At 57.4% G+C, this 24,104-nt stretch carries 19 protein-coding genes, 1 tRNA gene and 1 pseudogene; 12 read left to right on the top strand and 9 right to left on the bottom strand.

The window, feature by feature from the left end:
* Window positions 1-15: 15 nt before the first annotated feature.
* From QMZ18_RS01690 to QMZ18_RS01670, 5 genes are all read left to right on the top strand, one after another.
* Window positions 16-228 carry a hypothetical protein gene (locus tag QMZ18_RS01690; RefSeq protein WP_282604492.1) on the top strand — a complete coding sequence of 71 codons (213 nt, stop codon included), beginning with the start codon at window positions 16-18 and terminating at the stop codon, window positions 226-228.
* A gap of 188 nt (window positions 229-416) precedes the next feature.
* Window positions 417-492, top strand: a tRNA-Leu gene (locus tag QMZ18_RS01685).
* Window positions 493-723: 231 nt separating this feature from the next.
* The gene (gene galE / locus QMZ18_RS01680) at window positions 724-1,710 is read left to right on the top strand and encodes a UDP-glucose 4-epimerase GalE (RefSeq protein ID WP_282604491.1); all 987 of its coding nucleotides are present in this window, start codon (window positions 724-726) and stop codon (window positions 1,708-1,710) included.
* Window positions 1,711-2,596: 886 nt separating this feature from the next.
* On the top strand, window positions 2,597-3,316 hold the full coding sequence (locus tag QMZ18_RS01675) for a PEP-CTERM/exosortase system-associated acyltransferase (protein ID WP_282604490.1): 720 nt from the start codon (window positions 2,597-2,599) through the stop codon (window positions 3,314-3,316).
* Window positions 3,317-3,454: 138 nt separating this feature from the next.
* A complete protein-coding gene (locus QMZ18_RS01670) occupies window positions 3,455-4,132 on the top strand; it encodes an ureidoglycolate lyase (protein WP_282604489.1) in 678 nt (225 codons plus the stop codon).
* A gap of 16 nt (window positions 4,133-4,148) precedes the next feature.
* Here QMZ18_RS01670 and QMZ18_RS01665 read toward each other — a convergent pair whose 3' ends face one another.
* Window positions 4,149-7,061, bottom strand: coding sequence for a DUF2339 domain-containing protein (locus QMZ18_RS01665; protein ID WP_282604488.1), 2,913 nt, complete (start codon window positions 7,059-7,061; stop codon window positions 4,149-4,151).
* 132 nt (window positions 7,062-7,193) lie between these two features.
* Between QMZ18_RS01665 and QMZ18_RS01660 the strand changes: the two genes are divergently transcribed.
* Window positions 7,194-7,808 carry a TetR/AcrR family transcriptional regulator gene (locus tag QMZ18_RS01660; RefSeq protein WP_282604487.1) on the top strand — a complete coding sequence of 205 codons (615 nt, stop codon included), beginning with the start codon at window positions 7,194-7,196 and terminating at the stop codon, window positions 7,806-7,808.
* A 98-nt stretch (window positions 7,809-7,906) separates the two neighbouring features.
* Here the strand turns inward: QMZ18_RS01660 and QMZ18_RS01655 are convergent, their stop codons facing one another.
* From QMZ18_RS01655 to QMZ18_RS01640, 5 genes and pseudogenes are all read right to left on the bottom strand, one after another.
* Window positions 7,907-8,416 (bottom strand): ureidoglycolate lyase, encoded by a 510-nt coding sequence (locus tag QMZ18_RS01655; RefSeq protein WP_282604486.1) that lies wholly within the window; start codon window positions 8,414-8,416, stop codon window positions 7,907-7,909.
* Window positions 8,413-9,450, bottom strand: coding sequence for an allantoicase (alc, locus tag QMZ18_RS01650; protein ID WP_282604485.1), 1,038 nt, complete (start codon window positions 9,448-9,450; stop codon window positions 8,413-8,415). The genes QMZ18_RS01655 and alc overlap by 4 nt, the downstream gene beginning before the upstream one ends.
* 50 nt (window positions 9,451-9,500) lie before the next feature.
* Window positions 9,501-9,989 (bottom strand): 2-oxo-4-hydroxy-4-carboxy-5-ureidoimidazoline decarboxylase, encoded by a 489-nt coding sequence (gene uraD / locus QMZ18_RS36925; RefSeq protein ID WP_322097160.1) that lies wholly within the window; start codon window positions 9,987-9,989, stop codon window positions 9,501-9,503.
* Between the two features lie 54 nt (window positions 9,990-10,043).
* Window positions 10,044-10,934 (bottom strand): annotated as a pseudogene (puuE, locus tag QMZ18_RS36920) (allantoinase PuuE); the annotation flags it as partial.
* Between the two features lie 124 nt (window positions 10,935-11,058).
* Window positions 11,059-12,006 carry a LysR family transcriptional regulator gene (locus QMZ18_RS01640; protein WP_282604483.1) on the bottom strand — a complete coding sequence of 316 codons (948 nt, stop codon included), beginning with the start codon at window positions 12,004-12,006 and terminating at the stop codon, window positions 11,059-11,061.
* A gap of 227 nt (window positions 12,007-12,233) precedes the next feature.
* Between QMZ18_RS01640 and QMZ18_RS01635 the strand changes: the two genes are divergently transcribed.
* Both QMZ18_RS01635 and QMZ18_RS01630 read left to right on the top strand, forming a co-directional pair.
* On the top strand, window positions 12,234-13,454 hold the full coding sequence (locus tag QMZ18_RS01635; RefSeq protein WP_282604482.1) for a urate hydroxylase PuuD: 1,221 nt from the start codon (window positions 12,234-12,236) through the stop codon (window positions 13,452-13,454).
* Between the two features lie 243 nt (window positions 13,455-13,697).
* Window positions 13,698-14,690, top strand: a complete 993-nt coding sequence (locus tag QMZ18_RS01630; protein WP_282604481.1) for a carbon-nitrogen hydrolase family protein — start codon at window positions 13,698-13,700, stop codon at window positions 14,688-14,690.
* A 20-nt stretch (window positions 14,691-14,710) separates the two neighbouring features.
* Here QMZ18_RS01630 and QMZ18_RS01625 read toward each other — a convergent pair whose 3' ends face one another.
* Entirely contained in the window at window positions 14,711-16,234 is a 1,524-nt protein-coding gene (locus QMZ18_RS01625) for a M81 family metallopeptidase (protein WP_282604480.1), read from the bottom strand.
* Between the two features lie 55 nt (window positions 16,235-16,289).
* Window positions 16,290-17,780: a M81 family metallopeptidase gene (locus tag QMZ18_RS01620; protein ID WP_282604479.1), complete on the bottom strand. Its 1,491-nt coding sequence runs from the start codon at window positions 17,778-17,780 to the stop codon at window positions 16,290-16,292.
* Window positions 17,781-17,989: 209 nt separating this feature from the next.
* Between QMZ18_RS01620 and QMZ18_RS01615 the strand changes: the two genes are divergently transcribed.
* The 4 genes from QMZ18_RS01615 to QMZ18_RS01600 all read left to right on the top strand — a co-directional run bounded on the left by QMZ18_RS01615 (window position 17,990) and on the right by QMZ18_RS01600 (window position 23,170).
* Window positions 17,990-19,582: an ABC transporter substrate-binding protein gene (locus QMZ18_RS01615; protein ID WP_282604478.1), complete on the top strand. Its 1,593-nt coding sequence runs from the start codon at window positions 17,990-17,992 to the stop codon at window positions 19,580-19,582.
* A 104-nt stretch (window positions 19,583-19,686) separates the two neighbouring features.
* Window positions 19,687-20,628 carry an ABC transporter permease gene (locus QMZ18_RS01610; RefSeq protein WP_282604477.1) on the top strand — a complete coding sequence of 314 codons (942 nt, stop codon included), beginning with the start codon at window positions 19,687-19,689 and terminating at the stop codon, window positions 20,626-20,628.
* Window positions 20,625-21,524 carry an ABC transporter permease gene (locus QMZ18_RS01605; RefSeq protein ID WP_322097115.1) on the top strand — a complete coding sequence of 300 codons (900 nt, stop codon included), beginning with the start codon at window positions 20,625-20,627 and terminating at the stop codon, window positions 21,522-21,524. The genes QMZ18_RS01610 and QMZ18_RS01605 overlap by 4 nt, the downstream gene beginning before the upstream one ends.
* The gene (locus QMZ18_RS01600) at window positions 21,524-23,170 is read left to right on the top strand and encodes an ABC transporter ATP-binding protein (RefSeq protein ID WP_282604476.1); all 1,647 of its coding nucleotides are present in this window, start codon (window positions 21,524-21,526) and stop codon (window positions 23,168-23,170) included. The genes QMZ18_RS01605 and QMZ18_RS01600 overlap by 1 nt, the downstream gene beginning before the upstream one ends.
* 29 nt (window positions 23,171-23,199) lie before the next feature.
* On the opposite strand, the gene QMZ18_RS01595 is transcribed toward QMZ18_RS01600, so the two are convergent.
* Entirely contained in the window at window positions 23,200-24,045 is an 846-nt protein-coding gene (locus QMZ18_RS01595) for a LysR family transcriptional regulator (protein ID WP_282604475.1), read from the bottom strand.
* Window positions 24,046-24,104 lie beyond the last annotated feature (59 nt).

Raw genomic sequence — 24,104 nt, 5'->3', positions numbered from 1 at the left:
GATGGGATTAATTCAATGGCTCAGGCAGACGGGCTTTCTGCGTCGTTGGAAATTACCGGACCGCAGATTTCCGGTTCGGAGGTTTCCGGGCAGAACGAGCAACTCAAGGGCTCAGACCGAAAGCCGGCCAATTTGCGCGGACGCTGCGCGCTGTTGTTGCTGGTCGCCATAGCGGTCATCGGATATGGGGCTATGTTCTATCTCGGCCAAAGGTATTTGGTGAACTGATTCCACAGGTTTTCGTTGTCCGGAGCAGAGGGGACGCCGGACGAAATTTTGCTTAGTTGTTTAAGATTAGATTCGTTTTTTGATTCTAGAGTGCGAGCGTTCGTGGTTGAAGCGGTCAATAACAAAAACTGTCCTCTAGCGCTCAGTGATTCGAGTTTGAGGACGTGGCGCGGCCACAGGTGACAAATAGGCGGGTAGCTCAGTGGTAGAGCGCTCTTGCAACACGGGAGAAGTCGGAGGTTCGATTCCTACCCCCGCCTACCAAAATCCACAAATCAGACGGTGTATTACGGGCCAGATTACAAGCCCGGATTTCACGGCAGTGATCCATCCCTGCTGCGCTATTTTTGAGTTAAAGTAATGCCTGCCGGTGGTCGGCGATTTCTGGTAACCTGACTACAAGATTCTTCCGTTAATCTGCGTTATGATCCTCGCGGCCAGGGCGCGGCTCTGCCGGAGACAAACGAACAGCAACAAACTGGGGCGACCACGACGATGCGTGTATTGGTGACTGGGGGTGCAGGTTATATCGGCAGCCACGTTGTTCTGCAGCTTGATCAAGCCGGTCATCAAGCTGTCGTTTACGATAATCTCTCGACCGGCTGCCGGGACGCGGTTCTTGCGGGGTCGTTGGTGGAAGGCGACCTGGCCGACCTGGAGCGTCTGAACAGCGTATTCGAAGCCAATAGTTTCGATGCGGTCATGCACTTTGCGGCGAACATCGTCGTGCCTGAATCTGTTGCCGACCCGCTGAAGTACTATGGTAACAACACCAGAAACACCTTGGGCCTGCTTGAGACCTGCGCGCGCCATGGTGTGGAAAAAATCGTCTTCTCCTCGACCGCTGCCGTTTACGGCATTCCCGAAAACAGCATGGTTGACGAAACGGCACCGCTTTCGCCGATCAATCCCTACGGCGCGTCGAAGATGATGAGCGAACGGATGATCTCCGATCTGGCCGCGGCATCGGCGTTGAGTTACGTGATCCTGCGTTACTTCAATGTTGCCGGTGCGGATCCGCAGGGGCGTATCGGACAATCAACACCGGAAGCGACACACCTGATCAAGGTGGCTTCGGAGGCGGCGGTGGGATTACGTCCCGGCTTGACCGTTTTCGGCAGCGATTATCCGACTGAAGACGGAACCTGTGTACGGGATTATATCCACGTCGATGATCTGGCGCAGGCGCATATTGATGCGCTGGCGTATCTGGATCGGGACGGCGAATCGCGCATCATGAATTGTGGCTACGGACACGGCAGCAGTGTTCTGGACGTGATCGGCGCGGTGAAACGGGTATCCGGCGTCGATTTCCCCGTGAAACTCGATGCCCGGCGTCCGGGTGACCCGCCTGCACTTATCGCCGAGAGTTCTCTCATCCGTAAGGTTTTGGGGTGGACTCCGCGGCATGACGATCTCGACTTGATCGTGCGCACGGCCCTTGAGTGGGAACGTAAGCGCGCAGCCTCCGCCGCTGCGTGATGCGTCGCGGGTGATTCCGGCCGAGCGAGAGTCGGTGTCAAACTTCCATAAGGTCTGATTTTAAGAGTTTCGAGCAGTTATGAATGACCCGGCGTTCAAGCCTGATCGTTTTTCATGGAGCCGGTGAGGACGTGAATCAACGGCATAACTCTATCATATGCGTGCGGCCATTTTTGGTTATCCGCGGCACAAAAGACAGCGCTCCAGGCCGGATTTGGCCTGAAATCTCCATAATTATATAAGTTTAGAACTTGATTTAACTCCGCGATGGCGAACTTGTTAAGCAAGTATCGCGATAACGGGAATTAAGTCTTATCGAAAATTCGCAAATTGGTTTCACCGGCCTCTCGCATTATTTGGGCCGACTGCGCGAGAATTAAAACCTGTTAACCATAATAATTACCTTGATTCAAAAGACTAACCTTATGGAACAAGAGGTGGTTTTGAGTCAGGATGGTGAAAACCAGGTGGGCCGAATAATTTGAATTACTTTGCCTTTTCTGAATCTGTTTTAGAATAAAGAAAATTCATTCAAAGTAAAAAACCCGTCATAATTAGAAAATCGACTCAGTACCACAAAAATAACACATCTCGATATTTCTCTCCTCTGCTAGTTTCATATACAAGAAAAGAACAAGAAAGTAATATCTACCATGGGGTGTAGTTTCTTCAGTCGGGAATCGTTTCCTGACTTTGGGGTGAAGAGCTGATGCGCGTCTTGCGCATCCTCGCTCGGGGTTTTCCGCTAACAGCAGATCACGTGTTCCTGGTGCTTCCGTCTCGTCTTTCCCAGGTGCTGCAGGTCATTGCGGCGTCTTATTCACCAAATCGGCGCAGGCCAGGCTGGAACTAATGTTCCGGTCGTCTTAAGAGGTTCTCTTTCTTTATGGCGGATATACGTCTCGTCGATCTGTTTCATCATCATTTCGAAGTTGTCGAAGCAACGACCGATGAGCTGAAATTAAAAGCATTCCAGCTTCGCTATCAGGTCTATTGTGTTGAAAATTCCTACGAGGCGAAAAACCCGGAAGGCCTTGAGCGCGATATCTACGATGGGCATTCGCTGCACGGGCTGTTGATTCACCGGGCAAGTGGTAATGTCGCCGGGGGCGTGCGGTTGGTCCGGCACCGACCCAATGAGCCCCTGCGGAGTTTTCCGTTGCAGGAGTTCAGCGACGATCCGGCCTTTTCCGACCGCCGGCGTTTTCCGTTGGCCCAGACCGCCGAGGTTTCCCGCTTTGCAATTTCCCGGGATTTCCGGCGCCGCTTTTCGGATACCGCGTATGGTGGTGAATCACCCGGAAGGCCGGTCGTGATGCAACACATAACGCTGGGACTGATGCGGGCGATCATGGAGATCAGCCGGTCGCACGATATTACAGACTGGCTCGCGGTCATGGAGCCGGCTTTGCTGCGCCTGTTGCAGCGTGTCGGCATTTTCTATGCCCCCATTGGCGACTTGATCGAACATCACGGCCTTCGCCAACCCTGTGCCGCCAATATCGAGGAAATGGTTGCGACCTCTCGAGAGCACAATTTCGACTGCTATGAAGTCATGACCGACCGCGGTCGGCTGGCGGAACGGCGCGTTCTGGTCGCTGCCTAAAGCAGAAGACCTGCCGGCTGTCTTTCTTTCGGGCAGATAAAAAGCGCCTCTACTCACGTTTGCGCTCGTTGATTTCCGACCACATTCTGTAAGATGCTGGCGTTGCAATCAGTCCACCGCGCGTGAGAGATCTGTCCCATGACCGCACTGCCGACCCCCGTCGAGACGAACGCTCCCACTTATCTCTTCGAAGCCAGCGAAAAACCCTCACTGCCTTTGGTCGAGGTGCCGTTGATCGAAGCCAATACAGAAAGCCTGAAAGGCTACGGGTATCTGGTCGATCGACCTGAAGACTGCCAAGTTGAAATCACACGCTGGCCGGCGCAGGGTTGGCGCCCGGTCGATGAGGGAACCGGCGATGAGGCCGGTACGACCGAAGGCATTTTTGAGGGCCTCTGGAAGGGCGATGTCCTCACCGGGCGAAATGACGCGGTTGGCGGCGACTACGTGCTCGGTTGGAGTTGCGATCCGCAACAGGCGTCGGCAGAGGCAATGACAGTTCCCCGCACCCGGGTTTTGCTCTGGCATCTCAACTATCATCCGGACGGTGGCCAGTTGTTCTTCCCGCTGGAAAGAAATCCCTTTGTCGTACCGCTTGCCTTGCCGGGTGACGACCTCAAGCCCGAGGACGTTGTGGCTTTCTGGTGCGATGGAAGCAAAGGCCTCTACATTCACCCCAGCATCTGGCACGAAGGAATCTTCCCGGTCCACGACCAGCAACGCTTTTTCGATAAGCAGGGGAAGGTCCATGCCCGTGTCAGCGCGGATCTCGGTGCCGAATTCGGGTGTTACCTTTCCGTACCGTTGCAGCGATAGTGTTTTCGGATTTCCGTCACCGCGATTCTCCGGCGGCCTGATCCGGTTTAGAGTTCTCGTCGTTTCCACCAAAGACGAAGCGCGTGTAGACGTAGCTCAGCGCAAGCAGCGAAATGCCGAGACCGAAGAACGAAAACACCCGGTAAAGCCCTTCCAGCTCAGCGGTATCGTAGAGAAATACCTTACAGACCGACAGCAGCATGATCCCAAGCGAGGCGTAACGCAGCGTTTGGTCGCGGGTCGCGATGCCCGCAGAAAGCAGGCCGACGCCAAAAAGAATCCAAACGACAGAGTAGCTATAGACCTCGGCATTTCCCGCGGTAAAGGAATCCAGGAAGCTGCCCTGAAAGACCTGGCGAACAGCCAGCGTGATCCAAATGAACGCGAGCAGCAGGGGCACCGCTTTGAGTATGCGGATCCATTGGCCGGCTTGCCCAATTCCACCAAAGAGCGCGAGCTCGCGTTTGGCCAACAGCGTCCAGATGATCGGCAGGCCAAACGGCAGCAAGAGCGCGTTGAGCAGCGGCCAGCCGGCAATTTCCTGGTGCGACCAGATGGGATTATAAAGGAACAGATCGAAGTATCCGATCCGGAACAGAGCGATGCCACAGAGGACGATGCCACTCCAGGATACCGCAGAGCGCAGGAAGCGCCGGCCGGCCCACAAGCAGAACAGACCATAGAGAAATAAGACATTCGTGATGATGCCGCGTTCCAGGAAACCGGCTTTGACGTAAAGAACGTTCTCGTCTACATGCAAAAGCTGGCGTGTGAAGTAGTAGCCCATCACCGCGCCCAGCGCGATTGCCGCCACCTCCAACCCGCGGACCAGCGTGTCGTCCGTTTTACGACGCAGGAAGGCCGCTGCGCCGATAAAAAACAGTGCAGGCAGGCCCAACCTGATCAAGGGCTCCTCAACGATCGGAACACTCGCTTGCAAAGGAAGTTTCAACTCGATCAGGCTGAAGGCGGTCAATTGCACCAAAAGCAGTATCTGCGGAACCAAAAGGCCGGCAAAAACCAGCGCCAGGATACCGGTAACCGGGCGCAGTACGGAGATCTCAGCTCTGCGGCTGATCCAGGCCACGGCCAGGACTTCGGCAGCGAAGGCCAGCGGCAGGTTCTTCTCACCCAGAAGAACGGTCATCGCCAACGAGACGAAGGCCGTTGCTGCTACGGCAAAGATGGCCAGCAGATATTCTCTCTGCTGTTCTGCGCTGAAGTGTTTCTGGATGGCGCGGACCGAATAGATGGCGACCGCCGCGAATGCCAGGGCGATGCTGCCCCAGATAAAAGTGCTGTGAACCGCAGTGTCTTGCGACACCGGTGCCAAGTGTAGTTTGTAGTAGGCGAGTAGATAATACCCGAGACTTGCCGTAGCACTGAGCCCGGCCCAGGGGACGGCTTTGTCCGCCCGCCACAGCAGCCCATAACCGCATCCGCCATAGATAGCCGCAAATGCCATCAGTGTGCCGCAGTAGGTGGCGAGGTCGTACTGATGCCAAGAAAGCAGGAGAAAGGCGTTGGCTGCCATCGAAAGCCAGGGCACCAGCCGATACTGCCGGTCGTCGATGTAGGCCAGATATATCCCGCCGAGCGCAAGAAGCGCCGAGAGACCCCATTCGGTCAGACCGAAGCCGGCAAAGCTGACTCCAGCCGCCATTACAAAACTAGCGCCGCCGAGACCCAGATAACCAAATGCGGTTCGCAGATCCAACTCGGGAAGCCACGCGGACCCTGTCTTCGGGCTGTGTCCCTGATTGAAGAAGGCGACGAGGCCTGCGACCGCAATTAGGAAAAGTCCGACAATCAGCATGTCGTCGCCAAACGAAGAGGCAATCCAGATAACCGCCCAGCCGAGGCTGGCGCCCAATGTTGGTAAGGCCAGATCCCACCAGTCTTTCCGGCGCATCAGAATCATCGCACCGGCGAAGAGCAGCAGAAGGTAGGCGAAGAGCACCAGCGCAGAAGGACTGTTCGACTGCACCAGCGCCGGCGTGAGAAATCCGAAGACCAGCCCCAGCAACGCGATCGGCTTTCCATGGCGTAGCGACAGCACGATCGCCGTCGCCGTGACGGCAGCCATGCCGGCAAAGCCAAGTGCGGGGGAGATCAGCTGATAGAGGCTGGTGGCGGCGTAAAACGCCAAATAAAGAACGGCGATACCGGCGCCTGACAAGGACTGGGCAATGCGCCGTCCGTTCGCGAAGTTGGGACGTTTTCTGATGACGTCACCGCCGGCCAGCAGACCGAGACCCAAAAGCCCGCCCAACAGAACCCGGACCAGTGGGCTGAGCAGGTTGTTGTCGATCGAGTATTTGACCAGGAACAAACCTCCGAGCGCGAAGGCAATTCCGCCGATCCAGACCGGCAGCCGGGCACCGAAATCGTGTTCGAACGAGCGGCTGCTTCCCAAATCAACAGCCACACCGCGGGCTGCAATCTGTTCTTGCGCCGGGCTTTCCGCCTGCGGCTCGTGGGGTTGATTATCGGTATGCTCGTCTTGGGAGGTTGATTCGGAGAGAGAAGGTGAAGCCGCACCAGGTTCATCCGCTGGCGTCTCTTTTGATTCCGGGGCTTCTGCAGATTGGGACTCTTCCTTTGGCAGGCCTACCGGTGCGACGGGTTTGTTTGTCCAGATTCCCTTGGGAATTTCGCTCGGCGTTTCTCGCGGGACGACCGGTGGTGGCGGTAATTCGGATTCCACAGGCATGGTCTTTGCGGTCGGCGGTGGTGTCACTGCCAGTTCAAGGTTTGCGATCCCAGCTTCCGAGAGGGCGTGCGCTAGTGCGCCAACCCGTTGATTTAGATCGGAGACCTGCTGCCGGAGCTCGCTCGTCCTGCTGATTGCAAACCAGGTTGCGATGCAGGAGACAAAGATGAAGCCAATGCAAGCAATAGACACGACGATGAAAGATGTTTCAGGCATGGCTGTAGTCCCTCGATTCCAGCGGATCGTTCTCTTGCGCCGGCAGGGAAGATAAGGCACAATTAAACAACGTTCAATATAATAATGAACGCTGTTTAATTAAAGCGGTTTGATGGGTAGTTCGGGGGTATCATGGCGCGGCGCAGCGACCACACGCGCGAAGAGATCAAGGCGATGGCGATCGCGGTCGGAAGGAATTTGATCCAGGAGAACGGCCTGCCGGGTTTCAGTGCCCGCAAAGTGGCACTCGGCATCGGTTATACGGTCGGCACGCTCTACAATGTCTTCGAAAATCATGACGACATCGTCCTGCATATCAACGCAGTGACGCTGGAGGATCTCCTCGCCTATATGGAAAAGCGCCTTGGCGATGACGATCAGGAATCACACGCCAGCGACTTGGACGTGCTCAAGGGACTTGCCGCCTGCTACATCGATTACGCCAGGGAAAACTATAACTGCTGGAGCGCACTGTTCGAACACAATCTGTCTCCTGAAGCGCCTTTGCCAGTTTGGTATGGTGAACGGATCGACGCCCTCTTCGGTTTTATCGAGGCCCGCTTGAAACCGGTCGTTGGCAAGGATGAAGCAGAGGCTCGCCAGACTGCGCGTGTGCTTTGGGCCAGCATTCATGGGATCTGTGCCTTGACCCTGACCAACAAGCTGACGCTGGTCGGCGTCGAAACAGTCGAAGGTCTAACCGATTCCTTGATCGAAAACTATGTTGCAGGCCTTAAAAGCCGCTGATGAGGACACTGGAGCAGATCCGGGTTAGACGGAACTGCTATAGGCAACCAGTCGTCCTGGTGAATCCACAAGATGGTTCCGACAAAACGTGATTCGATTTAGCAGTCCAGTACGGCAATTGGTTCATCGAAATAGGCTTCGACCAGATTGTCGCCGTCACCGCCGCGATCGACGATCAAAAAATCTGACTGAATATCCAGGGCAATGAGTGGATGATGCCAGACATTGCGGGCGTAATTCACGCCTTGTCCCGGCTGTGCGGTAAAGGCGTAGAGGTCTTCGGCTGTGATGCTCTTCCCGTCCATGATCTCCGGTTTGGCCACGACAACGAGATAAGGTTTGGCGGACAGAGGCACGAAGGCCTGCGACGCCAACGGATGGCGTTCCATGATACGGATGGGAAACGGCATTGGCCGTGGATCACCCCGAAAGATTGAGATGATCGGCCGGCCATTCTGCTCCGCCGTATCCACGTTGGCCAGGTCGTGAAAGCGCGTGGTCGTGCCCTCATTGATTTGAAAGCTGTTGGCGCCATTGGTTTGGATGACCTCGCCGAAGGAGGCAAAGGCATCACGGGTCAAAGGCTGTGGCTTTAATGTCTTGGTCACTTTGCCGGTTTCCCGAGCAGGCGAAGACGGCTTACGCCGCCATCTGGGAAGATATTAAAGCGAACATAATTGACCGGGCCGATACTCGCCAAGCCATCGAAGGGGTGCTCTGCATCGGCTGTGAGTTGCCGCCGGTCCATCAGTTCCGGCCAGAATTGAGAGGAGGCTATCAAAGCCGCCTTACCCATATCAGGCACCATCGCGGCTTGAATCGAGCAGCTTTCCGGGAAGTTACCCTTGAAATGGGCGGTATCGACCAGAACGCTGTCGATGCTGCCGGGATGTCCAAGTTCGACGATAATCCAGTCGTTGCCTGGTTCCCTTCGCCGCCGGGTTTCCCAACCATCGCCCATATTCTCGCCGCGCCCTGGCGCCAGCAACACATGCGGCGGTCCGTAGTGGCTGTCGTTCCAGGCAACGGGCCGCCCGCCTTGCAACAGGGCGGCGAGATCGGTCGTTTCATCACTTGCTTCCGACCAGTCATAGGCTACTTCGCCATAAACGCGCAGACGGGCGACGCCGCCGTCCGGATAGATCGAGAGGCGAAGGTGTGTAACTGCGGAGTCGCCGTGCAGCGAAAAGGAGGGCAGTTCGAATAGATTATGGGAATTGCCTTGAAGTTCGACGGCAGGAAGAACTGTGATCCAGCCCGCATCCTCGCCCGGAACTTCGCTGTCACTGATGCAGGCCTCGATCGAGGCGGAGGGCGCGTAGTTCCCGGTAAAGAAGGAGGTGTCGATATCCACGCGTTGCGGACGCCCCGGCTGCCCCAAGCGAACAATACAATGATCGTTGCCGCCGGTCCGACGTCGCCGGCTTTCCCAACCGTCCATCCACTTGCCGTTATCGTCGTATTCATCTGCTGCAAAGATCGGGGTCGCGGGCGAGAGCATGCGGTCCATCGATGCAAAGAAGTCGTCGCTGCAGGAAACGGCACGTGCCCCCAGCCTTGGATCCAGAAGGTTGACCCGGTCCGCAGCAAAGGCTTCGGCCTCAGGACTGGGCGGAGCGGGTGTAATTCGGTCAATGGCCATAGGAGTTCCGTGGTTTGATAAAAAGGGTTTTGTTAGGGAGGCATGCGCAGCTACGGCAGCATGTCCTTCAGGCGCAGCAACGCAATCTGCTCAACCTGCGCGCAGGCGGTTGTGAATTCGGTTTCGAGATCGTTTTCAACCCGGCTTTCAAAGGCCTGCAGGATTTCGTCCTTGCTGCGCCCCTTGACGGCCATGATGAAAGGAAAGCGAAACTTCTCGGTATAGCGATCGTTGAGCGCGGTGAAGCGTTGCAGTTCGCTCTCGCTGAGACTGTCGAGCCCGGCCGATGCTTGCTCTCTGGTCGAATCACCGGTCAGGCCGCCGGCTAATGCGAGCCGTCCCGCAAGGTCGGGATGTGCGGTCAGGACGCCCAGTCGTTCTTCTTCACTGGCGGATTGGAAAACCTCGCAAAGAACGCGATGCAGGCCGTCGGCGGTGTTGCAGTTTTCGCCGCGACTCTGTCCGAGTGCACGAATGGCGATCCAGGGTGAGTGTTCGAAAACGCCACCGAACTTCGCTACAAAGTCCGTCCCATTCATTTGGCTCGGTTTGGATGCCGCCGGACCTTTGACGCTTTGATTGGGGTGAACCTCGTGCCAATGCCGGGCGATATCAACCCGTCGCGCTGTCCACACGCGTTCGAAACCCTGAATGTAATCCAGGAAGCGCGCGAGGGCTGCGGCCCGGCCAGGACGCCCAACCAGCCGGCAATGCAGGCCGACCGACATCATCTTTGGGGCCCCGGCAAGACCCTCGGCATAGAGACTATCGAAAGAGTCCTTCAAATAGGCGAAAAACTGATCGCCGGCATTGAAGCCCTGCGGGGTTGCGAAGCGCATATCGTTGGCATCGAGAGTATAGGGCACCATCAGCTGCGGCTTTTCTTCGCCCTCAACCCAATAAGGCAGTTCGTCGGCGTAGCTGTCCGCGCCATAGAGAAAGCCGCCGTTCTCGGCGACCAGTTCGTTGGTGTGGATCGATGAACGTCCGGTGTACCAGCCGACGGGCCGAGATCCGGTGATCCTGGTATGGATCCCAATGGCCTGATCCATGTGGGCGCGCTCTTCGTCCTTGGTGAAGTCTTTGTATTCGATCCACTTCAGCCCATGCGACGCGATCTCCCAATCGGCTTCCAGCATTGCGGCAACCTGATCCGGTCCGCGTTCCAACGCTGTCGCGACGCCGAAAACGGTGACGGGGATGCCGCGCTCCGTGAACAGTCTCCACAGGCGCCAAAAGCCCGCCCTGGCGCCGTATTCGTATACGGACTCCATGTTCATGTGGCGCTGTCCGGGCCATTGGGCGGCGCCGACGATCTCGGACAGAAAGGCTTCAGAGGCGGCGTCGCCATGCAGAATGTTGTTCTCGCCGCCTTCTTCGTAGTTGACCACGAACTGGACGGCGATGGCGGCATTGCCGGGCCAGCGCGGATCGGGCGCCGTGCGGCCGTAACCGACCATGTCGCGGGGATAGGACGGACTCATTGTCGATTTAATTTCCAAGGTCTTTGCAATTGTAGAGGTTCGAACCCTGACAGATTAGATCGTGCGGCCGCCTTAGGCCTCCCCAAATATTTTTGAAAGTCTTTCTGTGCTTTGCTTTCCATATTCACCGAGGTGCGGTATCGCGTAGCTCAGTCAGCGAGAGGCCGTCGAGCATCTCACCGAGATTCTTCAGGCATCTGTCGTGCATGAAGTCTGCAAAAGCCTTGATTTTCGGTGCGAGCAATCGCCTGTGAGGATAGAGGATCGCCAAAACAGCGGGTTCGGGCGGTGTTTCCGTCAGCAACGGTAGCAGGGCACCGGACCGCACATGATCGGCCACTTCGAATAGCGGTTTCATTATGATTCCGCGGCCCGTAAGCGCCCAGTCGGTAAGAATATCCCCGTCGTCCGATTCGAACGGTCCGCTGATTGCAAGCTTCGTGGGACCGTCCTTTGTCTGCAGCGGCCAGCGGAACTGGGTCGAGCCGGGATAACGCAACAGCAGGCATCGATGCTTCAGGAGGTCCTCGGGTGTCTGCGGCGTTCCATGTGTCTCCAGATAACTCGGGGCGGCACAGAGGATCCGTTCACAGTCGCAGATCTTACGCATCGTGAGACTTGAATCACCCATGACAGCAAGGCGGATCGCAACCTCGACTCCCTCGCGCGCGAGGTCGATCATGTAGTCCGAGAGGCGCAGGCGCACTTCGATCTCGGGGAAGAGTTCGCAAAAATCTGGAACTGCCGGGCCGATCACGCGCCGGCCAAGGCCGAGCGGCACCGTAACCCGTATCGCCCCGCGCGGCCGCCCGCCAACAGCGGCGACGGTGGCTTCCGCTTGCTCCAGCGCATGAAGTACTTCCAGGCAGCCTTCATAGAACAGGCGGCCATGCTCCGTCGGCGATAGTTGCCGAGTGGTCCTGTTGAACAGGCGGACGCCGACATGTTTTTCCAGCTCCTTCATCCGGTGACTGGCAACGGCCGGCGAAATGCGCATATGACGGCCGGCGGCCGACAGCGACCCCAACTCCACAACACGGACGAAAACCCGGATATTCTCCAACAACGACATCTTTTTGACTCCCTTGGGGTAACGCTATCTTCTTTCGGGTTTTTTTGAAAGTAATCCCGACTGCTTCGGTCTTCTTAAAGTTGGCAAGGACGGTTACTCTGCTCATTCGTCCGATCCCGCGGGGTCGGAATATATGGTCTTGCGGGCAAGTTTTACGGCCCGGTGGCATTGAACCTACGGCTCAATGAACTCGTGAAGCTTAACCGGCGGTGTGTGGGAGTGTTTTGATGGATCCTTTGTATTGGGAATGGCTGAATTTCGGCGTCCGCTGGCTCCACGTCGTTACGGCGATTGCCTGGATCGGCTCGTCGTTTTATTTCATCGCACTCGATCTCGGACTTCGTAAACGCGAAGGTCTTCCACCCGGTGTCACGGGCGAGGAATGGCAGGTCCACGGCGGCGGTTTCTATTATATCCAGAAGTATATGATCGCGCCCGAGGCCATGCCGGAGCACCTGATCTGGTTCAAATGGGAATCCTACAGTACCTGGCTGACCGGATTTTTCATGATGGTGGTGGTCTATTATGCAGGTGCCGAACTCTATCTCATCGATCGTTCCGTTTTGGATGTACCGGCCTGGGGTGCGATCCTGATCAGCCTTGCCGGGCTCGCTCTTGGGTGGGGGATCTACGATCTCCTGTGCCGTTCGCCGCTCGGTAAGAACGACTGGCTGCTGTATGGCGCGCTCTTCGCCTTCGTCATCTTGTTGTCCTGGGGCTTTACACAGGTCTTCACCGGCCGGGCGGCCTTCCTGCACACCGGTGCGGTGATTGCGACGATTATGTCGGCCAACGTCTTTCTGATCATCATCCCCAATCAGAAAAAAGTCGTGACCGCTCTGCGGGCTGGTGAAACGCCCGAAGCGCGGCTCGGGCTGCAGGCGAAACAGCGTTCGACCCACAACAACTATCTGACGCTGCCGGTCATCTTCCTGATGCTGTCCAACCACTATCCGCTGGCCTTCGGGACCAAGTGGAATTGGATCATCGTTTCCCTGGTCCTGGTGATGGGGGCCATCATCCGGCATTTCTTCAATTCGATGCATGCCAAGAAAGGTAAACCCTGGTGGACCTGGGGCGCTGCCGCGGTCTGCTTCGCTGCGATCGTTTGGCTTTCCACCTTTCCTGGCGAAACCTCCGCGGAATATGACATCAGCGAATCGCAGAACCCGCTCTATGTTTCGGCTTCCTTCGAAGAGGTGCGCGATACCGTTTTAGGACGCTGCAGCATGTGTCATGCGCAGGAGCCCTACTGGGACGGGATCGGTGTGGCGCCCAAGGGCGTAATACTGGAAACGGATGAGCAGATCCTGCGCCATGCCCACGAAATCTATCTGCAAACCGGACGCTCCAATGCCATGCCGCCCGGCAACATCACTGAGATCAGTGGTGAGGAACGGCGTCTGATTGCCACTTGGTTCGAAGAAGCGTCTGCGATCAAGCGCTGATCCCGCGCTCTATTCGTGACTGCGGTTCATGATGCATTGCTTGTGTCCCTCCCTCTCCCTGACTGTAATGAGCTTTGCCAAACTGAGCGTGCGGAAGGCCAAGAAGTGAAAGTTCACGGAAATATGAATTTTACCACTTCGCATTGCAGAGCATGAAACCAGAATTGGCGTTGACGCACGCTGCTTCTTAGGGTGCTCTTTGCGGCCTCAAATTAGTTTGCATGAGACCTGGAAGGTATCCTTATGAAAATCGTCACGCCCGCGCACGACCTGCGACCCGCGCGCCCGCAGGACAGCTTGCGTGTCGCCCTGGCACAGATCGCCCCTGTTTGGCTTGACCGTGCGGGCACCCTGGAGAAAGTGGTTGCTCAAGTGCTCGCTGCGGCAGAGCAGGATTGCCGGCTGGTGGTTTTCGGGGAAGCGCTCGTTCCGGGTTACCCCTTTTGGATCGAGCGCACAGATGGCGCACGCTTCAACGATGCAAAGCAGAAAGCGCTCTACGCACACTACCTGGACCAGGGCGTCGTGATCGAGCGCGGTGATCTGGATGGAGTCTGCGCAGCAGCCAAGGACAAGGGAATTTCGGTCTATCTCGGATGCATGGAACGGGCATCGGATCGCAGCGGCCACAGCCTCTATTGCAGTCTGGTCTATATCGATTCGCAAGGAGAGATTCGTTCTGTGCATCGCAAACTGCAACCGACTTATGAAGAGCGGTTGGCCTGGGCGCCCGGCGACGGTCACGGCTTGCGGGTACACGACCTGCCGCCCTTTAAGGTCGGTGGTTTGAACTGCTTTGAGAACTGGATGCCGCTGTCACGGGCCGCGCTCTATGCGCAGGGTGAAGATCTGCATGTTGCGGTCTGGCCCGGCGGCCTGCACAACACGGAGGATCTTACACGCTTCCTCGCAAAGGAAAGCCGATCCTATATTCTTTCGGTGTCGGGCCTTATGCGGCCCGAGGACTTTCCGGCGGCTACGCCGAGCCTGGAGGAAATTCTCGAAGGTGGTGAGACCTTCTTTGCCAACGGCGGATCCTGCATTGCCGGCCCCGACGGCGAATGGCTGATCAAGCCGGTCGTCGATCGCGAGGCGCTTCTGGTCGCCGAGATTGATCATTGCCGGGTCCGCGAGGAGCGCCAGAATTTCGATCCCGCAGGCCACTATTCACGACCTGACGTGACCAGTCTCGTCGTCAACCGCAAGCGTCAGGGTCTGGCAAGCTTCCAGGACTGAGCTTCGATGAGAAGCGTCAGTTACTCGGCGGCCGATGAATAGACAGGTCCGTTCGGGCCCAATCGCACATCCGGTCGAAGCCGTTTAAAGGGAATCAGATCGAGCTGACAGGGGTTGGCGCCGGGTGCTTCGGCAAAGACGACCTCTTCCGCGATAGGCTGGTAGTCTGCAAGGAAGTGGACGGCGCTTTTGACCGCGACAAGTTTCTGTTGCGTAGGGTCAATGCCGATGTGGCGAAAGATCGCCTGGTCGGCATTCTGCGCCCGGTGCGAGCCAACGACCACGCGTACCTCGCTGTTGTCGTCGAGGATCAGAAGCACAGCCATAGAGCCGAGATCGGCATGGGTGCCGCCGTACATCGGACCGGTGAAGAGGAACTTCCCGTCGGACAGAGCCTCGACCCGGACCTGGACATCCAGGGCGCCGCAATTCGGCTGCGGCACGCAGTTGCCGATAGAGGCCGTGAAGGAACTGCCGACACCGGCCTCGTGGGCTTTGGACGCAGTTTCCGGATCCCAAAGCATTCCGAGACAGGCTTGCTTTGCCCCTTCCTGTACCAGCGCTTTCAGTAGGCCCGTGGTATCGCCGATCGCGCCGGCGCCGGGGTTGTCCTGGGGATCTGCCAGGATGACCGGCTTGCCGGCGGTCGCGGCAATTTCCATGGCCTGCCGCACGGCCGCGTTGGCCGGGATGAGCGGATTGTGGAACTCGCTTTCGCTTTCCTGCAGCGCTTTCAGCATCTCGTCGGCTGCGTGATCGACGGCCGCCTGCTCGGTCCCGAAGGCCACGACCGATGAGCCGCAGTGATGGATATCGGCGGGCGGGAACCCGAACGCGAGATCGATGCAGGCAACAGCGGAACCTTCCAAACCCGGCAATAGTCCATAAAGCCGTTCTCCGGGCTCGCGCATGGTCGACTGCGCCTGTAAGGGGATGAGATAGTCGAGCTGCCGAAATGCTTTCGCGAAAGGTTGCCCGCTGGCCAGCAGTTGCGCCAGCAACAGCTTCGCCCGCGCACCGGTCGCCGCCATGTCTACGTGAGGATAGGTGCGGTAGATCGCCAGCACCGAAGCCAGCTCGACGAACTCCCTGGTCAAGTTGCCGTGCAGATCCAGGCTTACCGCGATTGGCAGGTCCGGCCCGACCACGTCGCGCAAACGGCGCAGCAGCTCGCCTTCGCCATCCTCGAAATCGTCGGTGACCATCGCTCCGTGGAGGTCCAGATAGATACCGTCGAGGGCGCCCGCCTCAGCGATGCCGTCGCAGATCATGGCGGCAATGCGATCAAAGGCGTCCTGGGCGACGTAACCACCCGGTTCCGCATTGCTCCAAAGAATAGGCACCAGATCCCACTCGTCTCGCGCCGCGTCGATGAATCCTCCGAGCGGGATATTAAGCCCGTGAAAGACGGCAAAGATATCCGTCTCCTTGGTCAGAGCCGGCCAAGCGCCGCTGGCCTCGAAGTCCTCGTACCTTGTCGGCACCGGCGAAAAGGTATTGGTTTCATGCTGGAATCCGGCAACGGCAATTCTGGGGCGGCTCATGGTATCTCCGAAGGTTCAGGAATAGTGATAGATCCGGTGCGACTCAGGCGTGGATCTACATCTGCTCGACTGCTTCAGCCGGATCCAGTGGGTAAATCGGCCGACGAATATTTTCATAGGTCAGAATTGAATTATCTGATGTCGTCACGCCTTCTCCGTCCAGCGTGTAGGTTGCCTTGGCAAGCGGCGCGAAACCAGCGCGATAATGAATTCGCGACTTGAGCAGGATGTAGCGGCAGGCAAGTGGATCGATCCCGTTCTCGGACAGGATACCGCTGTCCCAGGGCTCATGATGTTTCGAGGTCACGACGATCTTAACACCGCCTGTTTCAAACACGGCGGTTGGCCCGGTATCCACTTCAACGCCGGTGTACATCGGGCCCCGGACAATCCAGCGGCCGTCGGTGATTTTGAGGACTTTCCCAGACAGCCGCAGGGGTCTTCCTTCCAAACCGATCGAGGGCATTGCCAGTTTTCCGCCGAGATTAGTCTCGATCACCGCCCCTTCGCCCGCGGCATGCATTTGAGCTGCGGCTTCGGGGTCAAAAACGGTGGCGACGGCAACACCCTGTAACCCGCGCTTGATGACAGCCTCGATTACGGTCATGACGTCCGAAGTGCCTCCCGAACCGACATTGTCCGCATGATCGAGCAGGACAATGGGCGCGACGTTTCTTTCTTTCGCTTCAGTTAGTGCGCCTGCCATCGTGCGGTGTTCGTAGACCAGATCTTCATGTACCTGCCAGACCTGTTCCAGAAGGCGGTTCCGACAGGCTTCGGCCGCATCCAGGTTGCCGTCCGCGACGGTTACAACAGAAACGCCGGCATGTTCGACGTCCACCATGGGGAAGCCGCCGAAAACCGTTGCAGCAAGAATGGGAGCTTGCGCTTCTTCCTGCCGGGTCGCGTCCTGAAGCGATTTCATCGGCTCGTCGGAGGTGCCCATGCGCAGGGTTTGGGCCAGGACAGGTGCCGGGCCCCAGACCATCACCGGGTTCGTGCGGCCTTCGATCTTATCCCATAGTACAATGCCGATCTGTTTGCCGACGTCGTACATATCGGTATGGGGATAGGACTTGTAACCGATCATGACATCGCAATTGGAAACCATGGTTTCCGTCAGGTTGGTGTGCATGTCGAGGGTGACGGCGATCGGCACATCGGGCGCTATTTCGCGAATTCGGCGCAGGAGTTCACCCTCGCCGTCGGGAACATGTTCTGCGGTCATGGCCCCGTGAAGATCCAGGAAAACCGCATCGATGCCGCCTTCCTGGAGCGGCTCCAGAATCCACGTGACCAGAGTCTCATATGCTTCGCGCTCCACCAATCCGCTGGGCATGGCCTCCGACGCGACCGGGGCGACGATTTCGGCGCCCCTCTGTTCAGCCAACTCTATGTAAGCCGCAATCGGCATATTGGTGCCGCGATAGGCCTCGAGGACCGCTTCATTACGATGTAATCCCCAGGCTTCGAATCGTGCGAGGTCCGTTTTTACCGGCGAAAAGGAATTTGTTTCATGCTTCATCATCGCGGTCAGAATTCGCATCGACACCCTCATTTTTGCTGTTTTTCTCCGGGCTTACGGCCGGTTCTATGAGGGTGTTGACGAAGGATCTTTGGGTCAAGCGCAAAAAACGTCATTGACTCTTCAATGGCTTCGCTCCGTACAATTGCGACAGTAACCATGTCTTTTTCCGTAATTAAAAATTAAATCGCCCGAGCGCTCACGACTCGTGCAAACAGGAGAGCAGGAAAATGTTACGCTGGACAAAACGACAATTTTTAACGGCTGCGGCAATCATGCTGCCGCTTTCAATGGGGGCTGTGCAAACGGCAACGCCGGCGGCTGCGGAGTCGGTATTACGTGTCATCCCGCATGCGGATCTGAAGAATTTGGACCCGATCTGGACCACGGCCTACATCTCCCGCAACCACGGCTATCTGATTTACGATACACTGTTTGCGATGGACGAATCCTTCACGCCACAGCCGCAGATGGTCGATAGCTGGGAGGTGTCCGACGACAAATTGACCTGGACTTTCAAGCTGCGCGACGGGCTGAAATGGCATGACGGTGCCGACGTCACCGCAGAGGACTGCATTGCTTCGCTCGATCGTTGGGGCAAGCGCGACGGTATGGGTCAGCAGCTTTTTGCGTCGATCGAAAGTCTGACGGCAGGCGACTCCAAAACCATCGTGATGAAGTTGAAAGAGCCCTATGGCCTGGTGCTGGAGTCCATCGGCAAGATCTCTTCAAACGTGCCCTTCATGATGCCAAAGCGGATCGCCGAGACCGATCCTTTCAAACAGATTGAAGAATATGTCGGCTCCGGTCCCTTTATGTTCCAGAAGGATGAATGGGTGCCGGGTTCGAAGGTCGTCTATGTCAAATTCAATGACTACGTGCCGCGCTCCGAGCCGCCTTCGGCTGCGGCCGGCGGCAAAGTCGCCAAGGTCGATCGTGTCGAATGGACCTACTTCCCGGATCAGACGACGGCGATGAACGCTCTGATCAACGACGAGGTCGATTACTTCGAATCACCTGCAAACGATCTGATGCAATTGCTCGAAAACCAGGAAGGCATCACGGTCGAGATCAACGATCCCCTCGGCAACATCGGTTTCGCGCGTTTCAACCACCTCTTGCCGCCGTTCGATAATGCGGACGTTCGCCGGGCAGCGATCATGGCCATGAAACAAGAAGACTATATGGCCGGTGCTGTTGGAGACCAGAAGTTCTGGAAGACCTGTTACAGCGTCTATCCTTGCGCCACGCCGCTGGAGAACTCAGTTGGCAGTGAGGTCATGAAGACCGGTGATATCGAGAAGGCTGCCGCGGCACTCAAGACTGCCGGCTATGACGGAACGCCGGTCGTGATCATGCAGCCGACCGATATTCCGCTGCTGTCCGCATTCTCGCTGATTACCGCGGAAAAACTTCGCAAAATCGGCATGACGGTCGAAGTTCAAGCAATGGATTGGTCGACCTTGACGTCCCGGCGCGCGAAGCGTGATCCAGTGGCCGACGGTGGCTGGAACATGTTCCATACCTGGTGGATTGGTGCCGATGTTATCAACCCGATGTCGATTGCCTTTTCCGGCAATCCAGACAAGGGCTGGTTCGGCTGGCCGAGCGATACGGAACTCGAAGCGCAGCGCGCGGCCTTTGCCAAAGCAACAGGTGTTGAGGAGCAAAAGAAAATCGCCGCCAAGGTCCAGGAACGTCTCTGGTCAATCGGCGCCTCGGGTGAGCTGGGCCAGTTTTTTGTCCCCGTCGCCTACCGCTCCAATGTGAAGGGGCTTATCAAGTCGCCGGTACAGTTCTTCTGGAACATGTCCGTCGAGTAACGCTTCCGGCACGCTATACAGCAACTGGATCCGTTTCCGCTGTCCGGCCCGGCCAGGTCATATAGACTGGTCGTTGTCCGGATGGCGGAAATGCCGGAGGCATTATGATCGGCTATATTTTTAGACGTATTCTCGCGACCGTTCCTGTCATGGGTGTGGTTGCGCTGTTTGTTTTTCTCATGCTACGGCTGTCACCCGGTGATCCCGCCGCCGTGATTGCAGGTGACTATGCTACCGCGGAAGACATCATCCGCATTCGCGAACAGCTTGGTCTGAATGAGCCGATTGTTGTTCAGTTCGTGACCTGGATCGGCAGCCTTTTACAAGGCGATTTGGGGATATCCATCTTCACCAATCTGCCGGTTACGACTCTAATCGGCCAGCGATTGGAGCCGACGATCTCACTGACGCTGACCACGATCATCTTCACGGTGGTGGTTGCCGTCCCGCTTGGCACCTTGGCGGCCTGGAAGTCGGGGAGCTTGATCGACCGCTTTGTGATGCTGTTTTCAGTCGGCGGCTTTTCAGTCCCAGTCTTCGTTCTCGGCTACATCATGATCTACGTAATCTCGATGGAACTGAGGTGGCTACCGGTTCAAGGCTACAAGAGTATCTTCGACGGTGTCTGGCCGTTCGTCCGCCATATCATTCTGCCGACCCTCACGCTGTCGGTAATCTTCATTGCCCTGGTCTCACGCATGACACGCGCATCGGTGATGGAAGTCCTGCAAGAGGACTACGTTCGCACGGCACGTGCCAAGGGGCAGAGCGAATTGAAAGTGTTGCTGCGCCACGCCCTGCGCAACGCTGCGGTGCCAATTGTCACCGTCATTGGCCTGGGTATTGCCCTTTTGATCGGCGGCGTCGTGGTGACCGAAAGCGTCTACAATATTCCCGGTCTGGGCCGGCTGGTGCTGGATGCCATCCTGAAGCGGGACTACCCGATCATTCAGGGGCTCATCCTGCTGTTCAGCTTCGTCTATATCCTGATCAATCTGCTGATCGATCTGAGCTACTGCTTCTTTGACCCGAGGATCAGATATTGACGGACACGCCCACTAGCTCCGGCAAAACGGACGAGTTGCTCGCTGTGCCGCCGTCATCGGCATCGGACCCAAATCTCGCCGTTTTGCTGTGGCGCCATCCCTCCATTTTCTGGGGCGGGATCCTGCTGTCGATTATGGTTTTGATTGCCATTTTCGGGCCGCTTTTCACCGGCGATCCGATTGAACTCAATCCAATCAAACGTCTCAAGCCGCCGTCCGGCGAAAGCTGGTTCGGCACCGATTATCTGGGGCGCGACACCTTTGCCCGGGTGATCTACGGCGCACGCGTTTCGCTTGTTGTCGGTCTTGCGGTGTCGATCATCGCGGTCTCGATCGGGTTGGTGGTCGGCATGGTCTCCGGTTATATCCGCGCGCTTGATGCCGTTATCATGCGGGTGATGGATGGACTGATGTCGATCCCTGGTATCCTGCTGGCCATCGCACTGATTTCGCTGTCAGGCGCGACCATGATGACTGTTGTGACCGCGATAATGATTCCGGAAATTCCCCGTGTGGTCCGCCTTGTACGTTCTGTTGTGCTCTCGGTTCGGGAAGAGCCTTACGTTGAAGCCGCGATCGCATCGGGCACCAAGCTTCACCTTGTCCTGATCCGGCATATTCTGCCCAACACAATTGCTCCGCTGATTGTGCTCGCGACCTATATCTGCGGTTCTGCAATGCTGACGGAATCGATCCTTGGATTTATCGGTGCCGGAATACCACCGGAGATCCCGAGTTGGGGGAACATCATGTCTGAAGGCAGGACGTATTTTCAGCTTTCGCCCTGGATCATCTTCTATCCAGGCATTGCGCTGGCGATCACGGTCTTGGCGGTCAATGTGGTTGGCGACGGTTTGCGCGATACCCTGGATCCACGCATCGCGAGGAAAATGTGATGAGCCGCGATGACGCGAAGAGGACCGATACCAGCGTTCTGTCGATCCGTGGCTTGACGGTCCGGCTACCCGAGGGTGCCGACCGGGATTTCGCTGTCGAGGATGTTTCCTTTGAAGTCGGTGCGGGAGAAATCGTCTGCGTGGTCGGCGAGTCCGGCTCAGGCAAGTCGGTGACCGCCCATACGGTCATGGGTTTGATACCGCGCAAGGATCTGACGCCCGTAGCCGGTGAGGTTCTGCTGCAGGGCGATGAGCTCCTGACCAAGAGCGAGACCCAGCTCCGCGCACTGCGCGGCGAGCGCATGGCGATGATTTTTCAGGAGCCGATGACCGCGCTGAACCCGGTCATGAAGGTTGGCGATCAGATTGCCGAAATGCTTGAGATCCATAGTCCGATGTCTGCGCAGGAGCGCAACACCCGGGTTCTCGAGGTAATGCAGGATGTAAATCTGCCCGAACCCGAGCAGCTGTTTCATTCCTACCCGCACCAGCTCTCGGGCGGCCAGCGGCAGCGCATCATGATTGCCATGGCGCTTGCCCTGGAGCCGGGCCTGCTGATCGCCGACGAACCCACCACGGCCCTGGATGTGACGACCCAGGCGCAGATCCTGGAGCTCATCAAGGATATTCAACGAAGGCACGGGACCGGCGTTATGTTCATCACTCACGATTTCGGCGTGGTCGCCGAGATCGCCGATAGGGTGATCGTGATGCAGCACGGTAAGGTCGTGGAGCAGGGGGCGGCTGCCGAAGTTATCGGCAGCCCGCAGCATCCCTACACCAGGATGCTGATGGCCTCGGTCCCGAGCTTGACGCCGCCGGCACGTGAGGCGGTCGATGTGGAGCGCCCGGCCTTGACCGCCCGCAACCTCAACAAAACCTATGGCTCCCTGGGATGGTTCAAGCGCGGACGCGAGGTACATGCGGCACAGAACGTCGAACTGGTGGTTCACCGCGGCGAGACCCTTGGCGTGGTCGGAGAATCAGGTTCCGGAAAATCGACCGTGGCGCGCTGTATCGTCCGTCTGATTGACCCGACCGCCGGTGAGATCATGATCGCCGGGAACAATATCGCAGGACTGGGCGAGCGCGCGCTGCGCCCTTACCGGCGCGACGTGCAGATCGTTTTCCAGGATCCCTATCGTTCCCTCAATCCGCGCCGTACGGTCGGTCAGTCGATTGTCGAAGGGCCGATGAATTTCGGTTTGACGAAACAAGATGCGATCGTACGGGCGCGCGATCTGATGAATGTGGTGGGCCTTTCGCCGGATGCGCTGGAGCGTTTTCCGCACCAGTTCTCAGGCGGTCAGCGGCAGCGAATCTGCATTGCCCGAGCCTTGGCCATGGAGCCGAAGGTTCTGATTGCCGATGAGGCGGTTTCGGCCCTGGATGTCTCGGTGCAGGCGCAGGTGCTGGAGTTGCTGGATGACGTGCGTCAGCGCTTCGATCTGGCGATGCTATTCATCACCCATGATCTGCGGGTCGCGGCCCAGGTCTGCGACCGGATCATGGTGATGCAGCGGGGTGTAGTGGTTGAGCAGGGGCGGACCGCGGAGGTCTACGCTTCGCCAAGTCATGCTTACACAAAATCCCTGCTTGCTGCCGCCCCAGGCCGCAACACCACTTTCGGTGCCGCTGCAGAATAGGTTAGGCGATTAAGCCTCTACCGAAGTCTCTAAGGGATTTTGGCCGACAGCCTGTCCAGCAGCTCCTTTAACCAGGGCCATTCGCCGGCTGTGGCGTCATTGGTTATCAGATAGCTGTTGCGGGTGAAGACCGGTGCGTCGGTCAGCGTGAATAGCCGGCTGGACGCAAGGTAGGTCCGGGCCATGTGTTCCGGCAGATAAGCAGAGCCGCCGTTTGCCAGCAGAAATTCCAGTGCCCAGGCAGCGCATCCGAAAGTCACACGGGCGGTTCCGGCATCCGCATAGGCGGCCGCGTGCTGATTGCGGAACTCTTCACCCAGATCCACGTAAATATAGCGGGGGTCGAAGCGTATCGGGGTGTCTGCCCGGTCGGAACAGAGCAGAAGTCTATCCGCACGTAGCGTATGGATGGTCTGCTTGCCACGGGCCGTTGGCTCGTACGCCAACGCCGCATCGATAAGCCCCGCACCCATCCATTGATCAAGTTCGCTTTGCACACCCTGCCAGGCAGAGAGCGCCATCTGTGGTCGTTCCCTGTAAAGCTGATCGAAGAAGATCTTTCCGGCACCGGGCCACAGATCTACGTGGCAGCCGAAGTTGCAGACTGATTCCGTCCCCTCCGGTAGCGCCGTTTCCTGCCGCGCCTGACGCCAGAGCCCGGTCATGACCTGCGCATACCGCAAGAACCTGGTTCCGGAGGCGGTCAGCGTTGCACCGGATTTTTGCCGGTTCAGCAGGGTTTGGCCGAGTTCATCCTCCAGGCTTCGCAGACGGGCGGTGACGGCGGATTGGGTGACATTCAATCGTTCCGAGGCCCGAACAAGGCTGCCGGTCTCTACGATCGCCAGGAAAGTCTGCAGGTTAGCGGTGTTCAATTGGAAAGCCTTAATGCAATAATTTTTAATTTATAGTGCCAAATTATTCAATTTTCAAA

This window comes from Pelagibius sp. Alg239-R121 (assembly GCF_947331435.1).
Classification (GTDB): domain Bacteria; phylum Pseudomonadota; class Alphaproteobacteria; order Kiloniellales; family Kiloniellaceae; genus Denitrobaculum.
This window is presented reverse-complemented; position numbering and strand designations above follow the sequence as displayed.